The sequence below is a fragment of the Runella aurantiaca genome (genome assembly GCF_003339505.1).
GTDB classification, from domain to species: domain Bacteria; phylum Bacteroidota; class Bacteroidia; order Cytophagales; family Spirosomataceae; genus Runella; species Runella aurantiaca.
In genome coordinates this window covers 82,124-96,712 of sequence record NZ_QPIW01000007.1, presented here as the reverse complement: position 1 = coordinate 96,712, position 14,589 = coordinate 82,124, and the positions used below count along the sequence as shown (strand labels likewise).

The following is a 14,589-nucleotide window of genomic DNA, read 5'->3' as shown; positions in this document are numbered from 1 at the left end:
GAATGATTCCATTGTTTGTTCACAAATCACCCCGCCTGCTCAAGGCTTTCTACACACCTTTCGTGTGGAATATTTCGACGGACGAAAACATCATTTATCTTACCTTCGATGATGGCCCCATCCCCGATGTGACAGAGTGGGTATTGGAACAATTGGACCACTTTGATGCCAAAGCCACCTTTTTTTGCATTGGTGATAATGTGTTGAAATATCCCGATATTTTTTCGCAATTGGTTGTCAATGGACACAGCGTTGGCAATCATACGCACAATCACCTCAACGGTTGGAAAACCGACGATGCAACCTATTGGCAAAACGTGGCCCAGTGTCAAGATATTTTGCCCGTAAAAACAAACTTGTTTCGGCCTCCATACGGACGCATTAAATTGAGTCAGGCCAAGCCGCTCCTCAATGATTACCACATTGTGATGTGGGAAGTACTAACGGGTGACTTTGAAAAATACCTTTCTCCCGAGCATTGCCTGGAAAAAACGCTGAAACACACGCAAGCGGGTTCAATCGTGGTCATGCACGACAGCCTCAAAGCTTGGCGTAACATGAGTTATGTATTGCCCCGATTTCTTGAACATTTTTCAGCTTTGGGCTACCGTTTTGAAGCATTACCCCAACATGTTTCAGTAGAGTTCAAACTGGGTGAGGCCATGAAAGTCTACTGAGAAAACCAAACCGTCAGATGCTTTGGTTTTGGAATGTATTAACCGTCAGACGGTTATCTTGATTTTTTGCGAAAAAAGTACGAATAATTCTTCTCTTCAATATCGTCGTAAGTGTACATCTGAGAGGTACGGTTTTTGTAAAAATAACGAATCAGGATAAAATCGCCCATGCAAGCGAAAGTATGCAGCAATAGGGCGCTTCCCCAAAAAAACTGCCATTGCGGAAAAATAAACCATAGAACAGTGAGCGAAATTGTAATGACCACAAAGGGCATGGCGGCCACCAACGCATTTTCGCGGAGGGTCATGACAAATTTTTGGGCGTAAGCGTACACAATCAGGCTTTTCATTGACCACCCAAAACCTACTTTTTGGGCACCAATCAGCTTAAAGAATAACCCGTGGATGGCTTCGTGGATGGGGAGTAAAACAATAAAAAAACACAGGAACGCGAGGCCGAATTGGGTGGCAAAGGTATCTAATCCACCTTCTGATTTTGGGATGAATTTACCGATTGACCAGCCCACAACACCCCCAATGCCAGCAAACACTGCGAAAAAAAGCAGCGATTTGGCGTTTTATTTGGGTTGGGTGGGTTGGTTATCAGGCTGTTTCATTCCTAATTCTTGCATCAGAAATTTTCCCATTTCATCCACGTGGAAAGAGTCAATCAATTCATAAGAGTTAGCGTCGTGCAGTTGTTCTACGGTGGGTTTCATACGTTGTTTTTCATAAAAACCACGAAGGAAATAAAAAGTTTATAGATTCATTTTCTTCATTTCTTTGACGGCATAGTCAGCGGCGCGTGCCGTGAGGGCCATGTACGTCAGCGAGGGATTTTGGCAGGCCGATGAAGCCATGCTTGCGCCATCAGTGACAAATACATTCTTGCAGGCGTGTACTTGATTGAAGCCGTTGAGAACCGATGTTTTTGGGTCGCGTCCCATGCGGGCGGTGCCCATTTCGTGGATGGCAAGGCCCGGGGCTTGGTGGTTATCAAACGCCGCCGTAACCTTAATGCCCGCATGGTGCATCATTTCTTGCGCTTGATTGAGCGCATCCAACACCATTTTATCTTCATTTTCGTGCCATTGACAATCAATTTTCAGCGTTGGCATTCCCCATTTATCCTTTTTGTCAGGGTCAAGTTCAATTTTGTTGTCCACGTGCGGGAGCATTTCTCCCATGCCCGTCATGCTGAATGTCCAAGGGCCAGGTTTGGTCATGCTTTCTTTAAAATCTGCCCCAAAACTGTCGTTTCCGTTGCCACGTTCCCAGCCCTGTCGCCCAGCTCCGCAGGCATAAGCGTAGCCGCGTACGAAGTCTTTTTGTCGGTCGTTGCCGAGATTTCTGAAACGTGGGACGTACGAGCCTGCGGGACGCCGACCAAAATAATAGCTATCATTAAACTCAGCTCCTTCGTATATGCCACTTACCCGAATTCGGTAGTTATGGTCCATCAAATAACGGCCCAGTGCGCCGCTGTCGTTGCCCAAACCGTTGGGAAAACGCCCCGAAGTGGAATTCATCAAAATGGCGGTGCTGTTGATGGTAGCGGCATTGACAAAAATAATTCGGGCATAAAACTCCGTCATTTCTAAGGTATTGGTGTCAATGACGCGTACTCCCGTGGCTTTCCCCTTTTTTTCGTCGTAAATGATGGAATGGACAATGGAAAACGGGCGTAATGTCAACTTTCCTGTTTTGACAGCGGCCGGAAGGGTGGAGGATTGGGTACTGAAATAGGCCCCATAAGGACACCCCCTGTTGCACCAGTTGCGCGACTGACAGGCCGAGCGACCCAAGGCCGTATGAATTGCCGAAGGCTTGCTCAGATTGGCGGTGCGACTGATGATAAAATGCCGGTCGTTGTATTTATTGGCGACGGTTTTTTGGAAATGTTTTTCAAGGCAATTAAGCTCAAAAGGTGGCAAAAACTCGCCGTCGGGCAAGGATTTAATGCCGTCTTTATTGCCCGAAACCCCAATAAAACGCTCGACGTAACTGTACCACGGCGCGAGGTCTTTGTAACGAATGGGCCAATCAACCCCGATGCCTTCGCGGGCATTTTCTTCAAAATTGTCTTCGTTCCAGCGCTGTACCCACCGTGCCCACATCAGCGATTTTCCGCCTACCTGATAGCCGCGTGTCCAGTCGAAAGGCTTGATTTGGGTATAGGGATGTTCGTCGTCTTTGACAAAAAAATGATTGCCGTACTCGTTGGCGGCAGGGCCCGTTTTGCGCTGAATCGGCACGCGGTCAGCGAGTTCGAGCGGCAGACGTCCACGGTGGGCCATCTCCCACGGTGCCGACATCGTGGTGGGATAATCGACAACGTGTTTTACGTCGCGTCCGCGTTCGAGCATTAGGGTGCGTAATCCTTTCTCGGTCAATTCTTTGGCGGCCCAGCCACCGCTGATGCCAGAACCAATGACGATGGCGTCGTAGGTGTTATTTTTCTGAACTTCGGTATTGAGGTACATTTTATAACCGTTAATGCGATTTTACTTTAACTTATTATAATAAGTCTAATTCCGTTTTTTTATACTCCTAATCCCGTTGTTTTTAAGCAGCTCAAACGAAGCAATGAGACAATAAAAAAAGTGTAATTTGCGGCAGGAAAAAGAAGCGAAAGCAAAGACATGGTTCAACAGGTAACAATTGAAAATTTCAAATCTATTCAGTCGCTCACGTTGGAGTTGGGGCGAGTGAATGTGTTTATTGGTGAAAACGGCAGCGGGAAAAGCAATATTTTAGAAGCTATTGCGATGGGCTCAGCAGCTGGAGAGAATAAATTGGATAATGAATTTTTGAGTTCTCGGGGAATTAGGCGAAGTGAGCCCCAGTCAATGAGAAGTGGATTTGAGAAGAAAAATCTAAAAAAAGATATTAAGATAAATATAACAAGAATTGCCCCATATCATCAATTAAGTTTTAAACTTAGAAATACTAATGAAATTTATTCCAAATGGGAACGAGAAATAGACTCAATTGAAGGTTTTGCAACTGCATTCGCCCAAATAGATGAGAAAAAATTGAGTGATCCATCAATTATTAAATTTAAAAACGACACATATATAACTAATCAGATACTTTGGGAGAAGTTCTGGAATGATTTTCATGATTTTCTCATTTATTCCCCCGAAAACTACTTCCTCCGACGCTTTGAGGATGAATCACAAATAATGCCGTTAGGTATTCGAGGAGAAGGATTGTTTAAGCTTATTTCAATTTTAAATGAAGAAAAACCCGAGCAATTCCAAAAAATAAGAAAAAACTTGGCCTTGATAGACTGGTTCGAGGGTTTTGAAATTCCTAACGATTTACGCTTTACCGAACGCCGCATCCGTATTAAAGACCGCTTTTTGGAAGAAGGATTGGCGTATTTTGACCAACACAGTTCCAACGAAGGCTTTTTGTATCTGCTGTTTTACTTCTCATTGTTTATCAGCGATTACACCCCCAAATTTTTTGCCATTGACAACATCGACAACGCCATGAATCCCAAGCTGGCGAGTCGATTGGTGCAGCAATTAACGCAACTTGCCAAAGAACATGATAAACAGGTAATCATGACTACCCACAACCCTGCCGTGTTGGATGGGCTTGATTTGAAAGATGACGAACAGCGTCTTTTTGTTATTTCGCGCAACAAGCTTGGGCATACCAAAGCCTTACGCATTACCCATAAACCTACCCCCGAAGGTCAGGAACCTGTGCGGCTGTCGGAGCAGTTTTTGAGAGGATACATTGGTGGGCTTCCTAAAAACTTTTAATGTATGCCTACTTTTGGACTGATTGCGGAAGGCGTCACCGACCATGTGGTTTTGGAAAATATTTTGGTGGGCTTCTTCAATGACCTTGACCTTGATGTTCGTCCGCTAACACCTTTGCGGGATGCTACTGATGCTTTGCAGGGGTTTGGTGGTTGGTACAATGTCTTTGAGTATTGTAAATCTTCGTTTTTCAAAGACGCGTTTATTCAAATTGATTACCTTATTATTCAGATTGATACTGACTGCTCCCACGAGAAAAATTATGATGTACCTCCGATTCATGGTGAGTCGACTGAAGAATTTATTGAACGAGTAATCGCCAAATTTGTGGGACTATTTCAAAATGGCTTTGGAGATGAATTTTATGAATCGCATCAACGTAGAATTCTTTTTGCAGTATCGGTCAATGAAATCGAATGTTGGCTGTTGCCACTTTATTCAACTGACAAAAAGACGCAAGCATCATCCAATAATTGCATCCATAAACTCAATCAATTGTTGACTAAAAGCAAAAAAGACATTATAAATCCTACTCGGAAAGATGCTAAAATCTATCAGAAACTATCGCGAGAATTCTGTAAAACAAAGATTCTGAAAAACGCATATCCACAAAATCCAAGTTTCAACTATTTTGTGGAGCAGTATCTTGTAAAGATTGAAACAACAAACCCAAGTTAGAAATCTAATGAAAGTAATTGGTTGATATTTAGATGGTTAATGCAGTCGAAAATCGTCAATCGAAAACCCCAATTTTTATACTAATGAATCTCCCATTTGAAGGAACCGATAAATACGTAGCAACGCGGGAATTGTCGGTCGCGGTCAATGCCGCAGTTAGCTTACAAAAGCCGCTTTTACTGAAAGGTGAACCGGGTACGGGTAAGACCATGCTGGCCTTTGAAGTAGCCAAAGCACTGGGTAAACGGCTCTTAACGTGGCATATAAAATCAACCACCAATGCGCATCAGGGGCTTTATGAGTATGATGCCGTGTCGCGTTTGCGGGATTCGCAATTGGGCGATAAGCGCGTGTACAGTGTCGAAAACTACATCAAAAAGGGGAAATTATGGGAGGCATTTGAGTCGGAAGAACAAGTGGTATTGCTGATTGATGAGATTGACAAAGCCGATATTGAGTTTCCCAATGACTTGTTGCAGGAACTCGACCGCATGGAGTTTTACTGTTATGAACTCGACCGCACCATCGCGGCCAAACAGCGCCCGATTGTTATCATTACTTCAAACAACGAAAAAGAATTGCCAGATGCGTTTTTGCGGCGGTGCTTTTTCCACTTTATTCGTTTTCCCGACCGTGATACTATGCAGCAGATTGTACACGTGCATTATCCCGAACTGGACAAAGAGTTGCTTGAGCGCGCCATGAAAGCATTTTTTGCCGTGCGCGACGTGAAAGCCCTGAAAAAGAAGCCATCCACGAGCGAGCTACTGGATTGGATAAAATTGCTTCTGTGGGCTAAGGTCTCCGCCGACGACCTCAAAGACCTCGAATCACTGCCCGAAGTGCCACCGTTTTTGGGTGCTTTGCTCAAAAATGAACAGGACAATGATTTGTACGCGGCTCTACGGGCAAAAGGTTTTAAGCCCTATTAATGACTCGATTTTGATAGGATGGGTTTCTGATTTAATGGTTGCGAATATGTTTTTAGACTTCTTTTTACTGCTGAAAAAACACGCCCTGCCCGTTTCTATCGGGGAGTACTTGAACCTGTTGGAAGGGCTAAAACGACAGGTGATTGACATGAGTGCGGAGGAGTTCTATTATTTTAGTCGCACGGCGCTCATCAAAAACGAGATGCATTATGATTTGTTTGATCGCCTTTTTGCCGAGTATTTCAAAAATGCCCAAACCGTCGAAGCAAGAATATTGGAGACTCATTTGCCGCCCGAATGGTTTAAAGATGCGTTGTCGCGCGAGTTGACCGACGAAGAAAAAGAGATGATTGAACGAATGGGCGGCTTAGAAAAGCTTTTTGAGCGGTTTCAGCAGTTGCTTCAAGAACAAAATGAACGTCACGACGGAGGCAATACTTGGATTGGTACGGGGGGAACTTCACCTTTTGGCAACAATGGCTATAACCCAGAGGGATTTCGGGTAAAAGGGCCTTCGGCGGGCAACCGTACGGCCACCAAAGTTTGGGAAAATCGGGAGTATAAAAATTACGACGAAGACCTCGAACTCAACACCCGCAACATGAAAATGGCCCTGCGCAGACTGCGTATCCTGACCCGCGAAGGCATGGACGAAGAACTTGACATGAATGCCACCATCGAAGGCACCAGCCGCAACGGCGGCATTCTGGACATTCATATGCATCCGTCGCGCAAAAACAACGTTAAAGTATTACTGTTGTTGGACGTAGGCGGTTCGATGGATGAGCACATTGAGCAATGCTCGCAATTGTTTTCGGCGGCCAAGTACCAGTTTAAACACATCGAATATTTCTATTTTCATAACTGCGTTTACGAAACCCTTTGGCGCGACAATTCCCGCCGAAGTTCACGCGTACCTACCTTGGAGGTATTGCATAAGTACAACAAAGAATACAAAGTGATTTTTGTGGGTGACGCTTCCATGGCTTCCTACGAAATTACGCATCCACGCGGTAGCGTAGAGCATTACAATGAAGAGTCGGGGCTGGTTTGGCTCAATCGTTTTAAAGAGCAATATCCTCATTTTGTGTGGCTTAATCCCGTTACTGTGGCTGATTACTGGAAATACACCCACAGCATCAGTATCATTCGAGAATGGGCCGACAATCGGATGTTTCCGCTCACGCTCAGCGGCCTTACCCAAGCAATGAAATGTTTGAAAAATCCTAAAGTTAAATTTGAAAATTAATGCATCTCTTTTACCAGCCTAATTTCTCCGAACTCTCTGCATTAATCGAGGACGAAGCTTTTCATGCCGCCAAAGTACTGCGTTTGCGTGAAGGGGAAGCGGTGCGGGTTACGGACGGGCAGGGGAGTTGGTATGATGCCGTTGTGCAAAGCAGTACGCCCAAACGTTGTAATTTAAAAGTGGTTCAACAAACGGTACAGCACCCGCGCCCCTTTCGGATTGAAGTTGCGTTGGCCCCGACCAAAAACATGGACCGAATTGAGTGGTTTGTGGAAAAAGCGACCGAAATCGGGATTGATACCGTTTCGTTTTTTTATACCAAACATTCCGAACGACGCAACATGAAGTTGGAACGTCTGCACAAAATCGCCGTTTCGGCCATGAAACAGTCGTTGCAGGCCTTTTTGCCCCAAATCAGGGAAGTGGGTGATTTTGGAAAATATATCCCTACGGTCAATACTACTCAGAGGTTCATTGCGCATTTGCCCGAAGGTAAAATCCCCGCGCATTTATTAAAGAAAGCCAGTCCTGAACAGAATTATACCGTTGTGATTGGCCCCGAAGGAGATTTTACGGAGGCCGAAATACAGTTAACCCAACAGCACGGATTTGAGATGGTAACGCTCGGTAATACGCGTTTACGCACCGAAACGGCCGCTTTGGTGGCTTGCCAAACGCTTCATTTGGTGAATATTATATCCCAATCCTAACGCTTCGCTTGTAAGTTCTCTACGGTTCACTTGGCTATTGGTACGATTCACTGTTTCTTATTTGAATTAGGGCCGCTTCAAACCCCACCTTTGGGGCATTGAAAATCTCTAAATCAACTTTAGCCATGTCGCAGCCACAACTCTTTTCGCTACCTCAACTTGAAGAAACTCCCATTCACCGCCTTTGTATTCACATCGGTGGATTGGTCAGAACCATTGATATTCAAAGCATTATGTACCTCCAATCAGAGGTGAATTATACCCGTTTTTTTGCCAAAGACGGAAAGACCTACTTGGAGGCTAAGACATTAAAGCATTTTGATAAAGTACTGGAAGATACCGAGTTTATTAGAATTCATAAGTCTTATTTGGTCAATCGAAATTGCATTGTGTCGATGACTTCCGATTTTGTTTTACTCAAAAATGGGATTCAACTGCCCGTTTCACGCCGCAAAGGGCGGGCTCTCAAACGCAATCGAAACGTGGTTTCGCTCTTTAGCAAACTGCGCGAGCGCCGAACTTGGTATTGATTTTGCTGGAGATGGATAAATTCGGTATATATGTTTGCGTAAACCGTTCGTTTACGTTAAGTTCGTAAAACCATAAATTATCCATTTCAGACAAGGCAACTATGACACTTATTCGCCTTTTTTTTGTATCCACTCTGCTGACGGTTTTCTGTTTCTTGCCCTCCGCCCATGCGCAATACGCGTATAAAATTGCAAAACTAAAATACGGCGGCGGCGGTGACTGGTACGCTAACAAAACATCATTGCCCAACTTAATTAAATTTTGTAATCAAAACCTGCGCATGAATGTCTTCCCCGACGAAGACATTGTGGAGCCGGGAAGCCCCGATTTATTTTCCTATCCATTTGTGCATTTAACGGGCCATGGCAACGTCCTTTTTTCGGATTCAGAAGCACGGAATTTGCGTCGTTACATGATTTCAGGGGGCTTTTTACACTTAGACGATAACTATGGCCTTGATAAATTTATTCGGCGGGAGATGAAAAAAGTCTTTCCTGAATTAGAGTTTGTGGAAGTTCCTTATACGCATCTGGTATATCATCAAAAATTCAATTTTCCCAACGGTCTGCCCAAAGTTCACGAGCACGATGCTAAATCTCCGCAAGGGTTCGGCCTTTTTTGGGAAGGCCGTTTGGTATGTTTTTATAGTTATGAGTGCGACTTAGGAAATGGTTGGGAAGACCAGAGTGTTTACAACGACCCCGAGGAACTGAGACAGCAGGCGTTGCGTATGGGAGCCAACTTGGTACAATATGCGCTTACGGTAAACCAATAACGGCGAAAATTCCCTTTTTTTCTGTTGGTTTTGCCGAAAGTATTTCTTAGATTTGTACAAGTTTTCACATTAAAATAACCCGTTAATTTTCATGTACGCAGTATTGGCCGCTTTTTTTGGACACTGGTATCTTTCCTTGTTTTGTCAAACATTTTTCTTGCATCGTTATTCTGCCCATAAGATGTTCACTATGAACAAATTCTGGGAAAAGTTTTTCTATGCCTTAACCTACATTTCGCAGGGTTCATCGTATTTAAGCCCACGGGCTTATGCCATTTTGCACCGTATGCATCATGCATTCAGTGATACCGACAAAGATCCGCACTCTCCGCATCATACTGAGAACGTATTTACGATGATGTGGAAAACCAAAGATATTTATAATGCGGTTTTGAGCCGTAAAATGAAAGTTGAGGCTCGTTTTGAGCGTGATTATCCTTATTGGGAAAAACTCGAAAAACTGGGTGATTCGTGGATGTCGCGTCTTGGTTGGGGGATTTTGTACTCAGCTTTTTACATCTTCGCTTTCATGTATTTGGATATGCACTGGGCGTTTTTCCTGTTGTTACCCATTCATTATTTAATGGGTCCCGTGCACGGTGCGATTGTCAACTGGAGCGGACACAAATACGGCTACCAGAATTTTGACAACAAAGATGAGTCTAAAAACTCCCTTATTTTTGATATTTTGATGATGGGAGAGTTGTTTCAGAACAACCACCACAAACTGCCCAACCGCGTTAATTTTGGAGCAAAATGGTTTGAATTTGACCCAACTTATCCAGTAATTAAACTCCTGAGCTGGACTAAAATCATTAAGATGAAAGAGTCAAAAGTAGGAGTGGAAGTGCCTAAACAAAAGGCCGAAATGATGCAATAATACACATTTGTGCTTTATATAATAAACGAAAAAAGGGACGAATATTTCGACCCTTTTTTCGTTTTAGAGCAATCGCGACGCAATTTCGTCCCAGCCCATGACTCGGTCAAATTCGGTATCTTCTAAATTATGCGGTGCGTTAAACAATAACCCTTTCCCCTTGAACGTCTTTAGGTTACGGGGAAGGTCGTCAACCAAATAGTCTCCACTGAGCACACTTTTATCGCCGCAGAAAATAATATTTGACCAAGGGATAAAATCGAAGTGTTTCTTTAACCAATCGTATTTTTCTCGAAACGAATTCGGGAATTCCATCGCCGCCGTTGCCACAAAAATTTCATATTTTTTGCTTAGTGCAAAAACTGTTTCCTGCGCATGGGGCACCAAAGAAATATCACTGAAAAAGCCCGGCTCATGAATGAGGCCATAGAGGCGTTGATGATGGTCGGAAGAGAGAATTTTATGTAAAGACATTTTGTCGAATTCTTCGCGGGCAAGGCCCGTTCCGAAGTCACGCACGATAATATCAGCGAGTTTGCCGTGGGTATCGGCCAATACGTCATCTTGATCTAAAATAAGGCGAGGTTTTGTCATTATCATTGAAACGTTAGTTATAAAGACAACCGTCTCAATTTTTGAAAAATTCACCATTCCCAAAAAAATTGCATTTTAAAAATAGTACAATCTGCAAAAACCTTCTTTTGGAAATGGAGTTAAGTCATTGATACATTGTTATTTTTAAGCTATGCCGAAGCGTTACATTATTTTTTTTCTTTGGTGGTTGGCGCTGCAAGGAAGGGCCCAAAGAAATGACTGTAATTTGTCAATCAACAAGCCAATTGTGAGCGTTTCAAAAGCAGGAAGACCTGCCGTAGCGGCCCTAACGACCGTTTGTCAGGATAGTTTAGTCCAGCTTAATCTAAAGAACTACGAAAAAGGAACGGTGGTGCAGTGGAGGTTGAACAACACTGATATTCCAAACGCAAAGGATACCATTTTGGTAATCAGAAACAATCAGGCTGGAGTTTACACTTGTACCGTTAAAAACAATGTGTTGTGTACAAACCCCGTCATATCTGACCCCATTGCTATTTCATTGATTCCAAAACCAATTGTTGGACCTGTCGTGCGGGGTGGCTTTGTGGGTACGCCCTGCGTGGATGGCTACGAAAAACTAACCGTAACGGCCACTGGAAATAGTTCGTTAAGTTATCAATGGTTGAGTGAAACCAGACCAATAGAAAGGGCAAATTCAACTTCTTTTGATGTTATTGAAACAGGGGTTTATTCCGTAAGGGTCACGGACTCTGACGGATGTGCCACCGTATCTGGTAATTTGACCGTTATTCCTGCTACACCGCCCAAAGCTGAGATTAGTGCTTCAAAAGGCGGGTTTTGTGCGGGAGAAAACGTAACGCTTTTTTCGACCCGAGGTCGAACCAACGTCTACCAATGGATGCGGGATGGGCAAGCCATTGGGGGCATCAAAGACACGATTATTATTGCACAAGCAGGGGTGTACAGCGTAAAAGTGACCGCACCCAATTCGTGCTCCACTACGTCGTTGCCAATCACCGTGATACGGCACCCCGAACCCGTGGTTTCAATCGAAAGTCCCGGGAATGAGTTTTGTCCAGGGGCAGCGCTGCCTCTAACCGCCGCAGGAATTGATTTGAAAAAGTTTGAATGGTTGATGAATGGGCAACCCATTAAGGGGGCCTCCCAGAATACGTTTGAAGTAAATGTGGAGGGGAGTTATTCTGTAAGTATCACCGATACAAATGGTTGTAAGGCCGTAGCGAAAGCCGTTGAAGTAAAAAAAGTGGACAAAATTACGGTGCGAATCGACTCTCTCCCCGATTTTTGTGGGCCACTTGGAAACCCGATTCCGCTTAAAGGAATACCGTCGGGTGGGATTTTTTCGGGAACGGGCGTGGTCAATGGAACTTTTGATTCAAAATTGGTGGGCGTTGGTGAGCATGTCGTTACTTATGTTGTACAAGGAGCCTTGGATTGTTTGAACGGGGAAGCACAGAAAAAAGTCATTGTTTCGCGCCCCCCAACGCTCAATTTGGGAGAAGACCGCATTATTTTTCAGGGAAGTTCCTTATCGCTTGACGCTGAGTTGGGCATTGGGTATACCTACAAATGGACGCCAACGGAGGGCATTGATAATCCCGTTTCACCCAAAGCGTTGTTTAGGCCCGAACAAACTACGACTTATCACATCGTAGCTACGGGACCGATGGGGTGCTTGGCTGAAGACAGTATTACCATTAATGTGTTTTCAGGCGTGTATATTCCTGATATTTTTACGCCAAATGGGGATGGTCAAAACGATACATGGGAACTGAAAGGGTTGGAGCTTTATCCTCAAGCCCAAATTACCATTTTCAATCGTTGGGGACAGGCCGTTTTTTATGAAACAGGTGAAGCTCCCAAACCTTTTGATGGTACGTTTAATGGGAGTGTATTGCCCGTTGGCGAATACGCCTACGTTATCCTTACCGAACCAAACGGGCACGTATTGCGGGGGAAAGTATTGCTTTTGCGGTAAAAAAGGTGGATTGTATCATAAAATATCATTTTTGGTACGTTTAATCAAAAACATTACTTTTGAACAAATACAAAATTGAAGGATGTTATGCTTAATTCATTGGAAATACGTAATTATCGGAGTCTTGAACATCTTAGAATTGATAAGGTGGGACGGGTTAATCTGATTTTAGGTAAAAATAATACAGGCAAAACAAGTGTACTTGAGGCATTAGTGCTTTTCTTTTCGTATGATAACCTAGATTTTTTTGGATGGGTTGATAGATTTTTAAATTTTAGAGGGGAAAATTTAGTTGAAGGAATAGAATTTGATAAACAAGAGCAGGCTATTTCATCGCTTTTCTACAAAAAAAAATTTTCATATTTTGATGATACCCTTTCAATTAAGATTGGAGAAGTCAATAATATCTCTCCCTTAACTATCAGATTAGTAAAAGTTACTTATAATAAAGATGGAGCAATCCAAATAGCAACTTCGCAGGAAGAAATTGGAGGGAATGCTTTTACTGTTGAACTTTTAGGGCAAAAAGATGAAAACGATTTTATATCATTAATTCTTTCAGAAAAAGTTTATAGGAGAAGGTTAAGTCGTGAATTCTTGCGCTTTCCCTTTGGACTAGTATCATCAGGGATTATAAATGCACCTGATAATGGAACTCTCTGGGATAAGGTGGCTCTTCGAACTGAAAAGCGAAAAAAAGTTTTTGAGGCACTGAAGATTATACAGCCTCAAATTTCTAATCTACATTTTGAAGGTGGTTTGAAACCGTATGTATTGTTGGAAGGAGAAGATGAACCTGTCCCATTACGTTCAATGGGCGATGGTATCAATCGGATTCTTACCATTATTTTAGCAATGGTCAACTGTGAAAATGGATATTTGCTGATTGATGAGTTTGAGAATGGCCTCCACTACTCTGTTCAGGAAAAATTATGGGAAATTATTTTTCATTTGGCTGAGCGGCTTAATGTTCAGGTTTTTGCTACAACGCACAGTTATGATTGCATAGATGCATTTTCAGAAGTTCTCAATGGTGGTAAATATTCTAAAGATTCAGGTGTAATGATTCGTCTTGACAATTATGAAAATAATATTGAGGCAACTGTCTACGATGCAAATGAAATCCAAAATACCACCCGTTTACACGTTGACCCACGATGAGTAGCTTAAATCCGAAACACTTTAAAAAGTTCCTAGTAGTTGAAGGCAACGATGATTTACATGTTATTGCCAATATTTGGAAAAACTATGTGGGAGAGCACTCCGCCGTTTTCTACATAGATGACAGCAAAGGGTTTCCAAATGTGTATGGAAAGATTGAGTCATATTTTTTATAGAAGAGACCGAATGTTGAAGCCATAGGAGTTGTTGTTGATGCGGATGAAAATCTACTTACTCGCTGGGAATCACTTAAGCATGCACTTAAACAACTGGGATATAGTGTTCCTCAAGAACCTAATCCTAATGGGACAATTTTAAAAGGGGAAGAGCGAAATCCTGATATTGGGATATGGCTAATGCCTGATAACAATGCCGCTGGGATGCTAGAAGATTTTGTTAAACATCTTATTCCAGAGGATGATTTACTTTTAGCTGAGACAGAACTAGTTTTAGAAAAATTGGAAATAGAATCGTACAATAAATATCATCTTATTCACAAATCCAAGGCTCGTATTCATACATGGCTTGCTTGGCAAGAGGATCCTGGAACTCCAATGGGACTGGCAATTACAAAAACATATTTGACAACTAATTCAGAAGTCTGTAAAAAGTTTGTCAGATGGCTAAATGAACTTTTTAATACCTAAAGACAGGCAGCCTGCC

At 43.0% G+C, this 14,589-nt stretch carries 15 protein-coding genes and 1 pseudogene; 12 read left to right on the top strand and 4 right to left on the bottom strand.

Features of this window, described 5'->3' with window-relative positions; genetic code table 11:
• Positions 1-2 precede the first annotated feature (2 nt).
• Positions 3-677: a polysaccharide deacetylase family protein gene (locus tag DVG78_RS10820; protein ID WP_114461094.1), complete on the top strand. Its 675-nt coding sequence runs from the start codon at positions 3-5 to the stop codon at positions 675-677.
• A gap of 53 nt (positions 678-730) precedes the next feature.
• Here the strand turns inward: DVG78_RS10820 and DVG78_RS10815 are convergent, their stop codons facing one another.
• Genes DVG78_RS10815 through DVG78_RS10810 form a run of 3 tightly spaced genes read right to left on the bottom strand, consistent with a single transcriptional unit; the run spans position 731 to position 3,160 of the window.
• Positions 731-1,228 carry a DUF3267 domain-containing protein gene (locus DVG78_RS10815; protein ID WP_158550003.1) on the bottom strand — a complete coding sequence of 166 codons (498 nt, stop codon included), beginning with the start codon at positions 1,226-1,228 and terminating at the stop codon, positions 731-733.
• A gap of 27 nt (positions 1,229-1,255) precedes the next feature.
• Positions 1,256-1,396: a hypothetical protein gene (locus tag DVG78_RS30050; RefSeq protein ID WP_158550002.1), complete on the bottom strand. Its 141-nt coding sequence runs from the start codon at positions 1,394-1,396 to the stop codon at positions 1,256-1,258.
• Positions 1,397-1,435: 39 nt separating this feature from the next.
• A complete protein-coding gene (locus DVG78_RS10810) occupies positions 1,436-3,160 on the bottom strand; it encodes a GMC oxidoreductase (RefSeq protein WP_114461092.1) in 1,725 nt (574 codons plus the stop codon).
• Positions 3,161-3,319: 159 nt separating this feature from the next.
• On the opposite strand from DVG78_RS10810, the gene DVG78_RS10805 reads away from it, so the two are divergent.
• The 8 genes from DVG78_RS10805 (at position 3,320) to DVG78_RS10770 (ending at position 10,208) form a co-directional block, all read left to right on the top strand.
• Positions 3,320-4,453, top strand: coding sequence for an AAA family ATPase (locus DVG78_RS10805; RefSeq protein WP_114461091.1), 1,134 nt, complete (start codon positions 3,320-3,322; stop codon positions 4,451-4,453).
• Positions 4,454-4,456: 3 nt separating this feature from the next.
• Positions 4,457-5,131, top strand: coding sequence for a hypothetical protein (locus DVG78_RS10800; protein ID WP_199563230.1), 675 nt, complete (start codon positions 4,457-4,459; stop codon positions 5,129-5,131).
• 83 nt (positions 5,132-5,214) lie between these two features.
• Positions 5,215-6,063 carry an AAA family ATPase gene (locus DVG78_RS10795; protein ID WP_114461090.1) on the top strand — a complete coding sequence of 283 codons (849 nt, stop codon included), beginning with the start codon at positions 5,215-5,217 and terminating at the stop codon, positions 6,061-6,063.
• 46 nt (positions 6,064-6,109) lie between these two features.
• The gene (locus DVG78_RS10790; protein WP_114461089.1) at positions 6,110-7,312 is read left to right on the top strand and encodes a vWA domain-containing protein; all 1,203 of its coding nucleotides are present in this window, start codon (positions 6,110-6,112) and stop codon (positions 7,310-7,312) included.
• A complete protein-coding gene (locus DVG78_RS10785; protein WP_114461088.1) occupies positions 7,312-8,022 on the top strand; it encodes a 16S rRNA (uracil(1498)-N(3))-methyltransferase in 711 nt (236 codons plus the stop codon). The genes DVG78_RS10790 and DVG78_RS10785 overlap by 1 nt, the downstream gene beginning before the upstream one ends.
• A 125-nt stretch (positions 8,023-8,147) precedes the next feature.
• Positions 8,148-8,552, top strand: a complete 405-nt coding sequence (locus tag DVG78_RS10780) for a LytR/AlgR family response regulator transcription factor (protein WP_114461087.1) — start codon at positions 8,148-8,150, stop codon at positions 8,550-8,552.
• Positions 8,553-8,653: 101 nt separating this feature from the next.
• Positions 8,654-9,328 carry a DUF4159 domain-containing protein gene (locus tag DVG78_RS10775; RefSeq protein ID WP_229598196.1) on the top strand — a complete coding sequence of 225 codons (675 nt, stop codon included), beginning with the start codon at positions 8,654-8,656 and terminating at the stop codon, positions 9,326-9,328.
• Positions 9,329-9,419: 91 nt separating this feature from the next.
• Positions 9,420-10,208, top strand: coding sequence for an acyl-CoA desaturase (locus DVG78_RS10770; protein ID WP_114461086.1), 789 nt, complete (start codon positions 9,420-9,422; stop codon positions 10,206-10,208).
• Positions 10,209-10,271: 63 nt separating this feature from the next.
• Here DVG78_RS10770 and DVG78_RS10765 read toward each other — a convergent pair whose 3' ends face one another.
• Complete coding sequence (locus DVG78_RS10765) at positions 10,272-10,802, bottom strand: 5' nucleotidase, NT5C type (RefSeq protein ID WP_114461235.1); 531 nt, start codon at positions 10,800-10,802, stop codon at positions 10,272-10,274.
• A 151-nt stretch (positions 10,803-10,953) separates the two neighbouring features.
• Here DVG78_RS10765 and DVG78_RS10760 point away from each other — a divergent pair, with 151 nt between their 5' ends.
• The 3 genes and pseudogenes from DVG78_RS10760 to DVG78_RS30550 all read left to right on the top strand — a co-directional run.
• On the top strand, positions 10,954-12,765 hold the full coding sequence (locus DVG78_RS10760) for a T9SS type B sorting domain-containing protein (protein WP_114461085.1): 1,812 nt from the start codon (positions 10,954-10,956) through the stop codon (positions 12,763-12,765).
• Positions 12,766-12,852: 87 nt separating this feature from the next.
• The gene (locus tag DVG78_RS10755; protein ID WP_114461084.1) at positions 12,853-13,926 is read left to right on the top strand and encodes an AAA family ATPase; all 1,074 of its coding nucleotides are present in this window, start codon (positions 12,853-12,855) and stop codon (positions 13,924-13,926) included.
• A gap of 191 nt (positions 13,927-14,117) precedes the next feature.
• Positions 14,118-14,573, top strand: a pseudogene (locus tag DVG78_RS30550) (DUF3226 domain-containing protein); the annotation flags it as partial.
• Positions 14,574-14,589: the final 16 nt, after the last annotated feature.